This window comes from Rhizobium sp. 01T444, from assembly GCF_056398305.1.
The window spans coordinates 1-578 of the sequence record NZ_JBFTPD010000308.1 but is presented as its reverse complement, the minus strand read 5'-3'; the positions used below and the strand labels follow the sequence as shown (position 1 = coordinate 578).

Sequence of the window (578 nt, the reverse complement as noted above, 5' to 3'; positions counted from 1 at the left end):
GCATAGATTTGATATTTTTCAATATTAACGTACTCAAAATTCACGCATACAGTCAATACCAGCCCGCAAGAAGGGCCTGTTCAACATCAACCAGGAGTTCACCATGTCACGTCTTTCCATGATCGAGCCCAACAAGGCCACCGGCCCTGCAGCAGATCTCTTCGCCGCCATCAAGAAGGCCGTCGGCCGCGTGCCGAATGCCTATGCCACAGTCGGTACGCACAGCCCGTCGGCGCTCGCGGCGCTCCTCGGTGCCGACGGTGCCTTGGCGGCGGGCAGTCTCGCGAAGTCGGATGTCGAGGCCATCAAGCTTGCGGTCAGCGAAATCGGTGGCTGCGATTACTGCGTGGCCGCACATACGCTGGTCGGCAAGATGACCGGTCTGTCGCCGGAGGCGATGAAGCAGATTCGCGGCGGCATCGCGACTGGCAATGAAAAGCGAGATGCGCTGGTGCGCTTCGTCCGCACGCTCGTGACTTCGCACGGCACGGTGCCGCAAGCCGAGGTTGAGGCCGTGCGAGGCGCCGGTTATACGGAGCAACAGGTGGTGGAGGCGATCCTCGCGATCAGCGTGATCA

Annotated in this window: 1 protein-coding gene; it reads left to right on the top strand. The window is 60.6% G+C overall.

Translation table 11 applies throughout. The features are described from left to right. Window positions 1-103 precede the first annotated feature (103 nt). Window positions 104-578 (top strand): carboxymuconolactone decarboxylase family protein (locus tag AC1DTN_RS38625; RefSeq protein WP_477925494.1); only part of this gene is annotated, 475 nt, incomplete at its 3' end.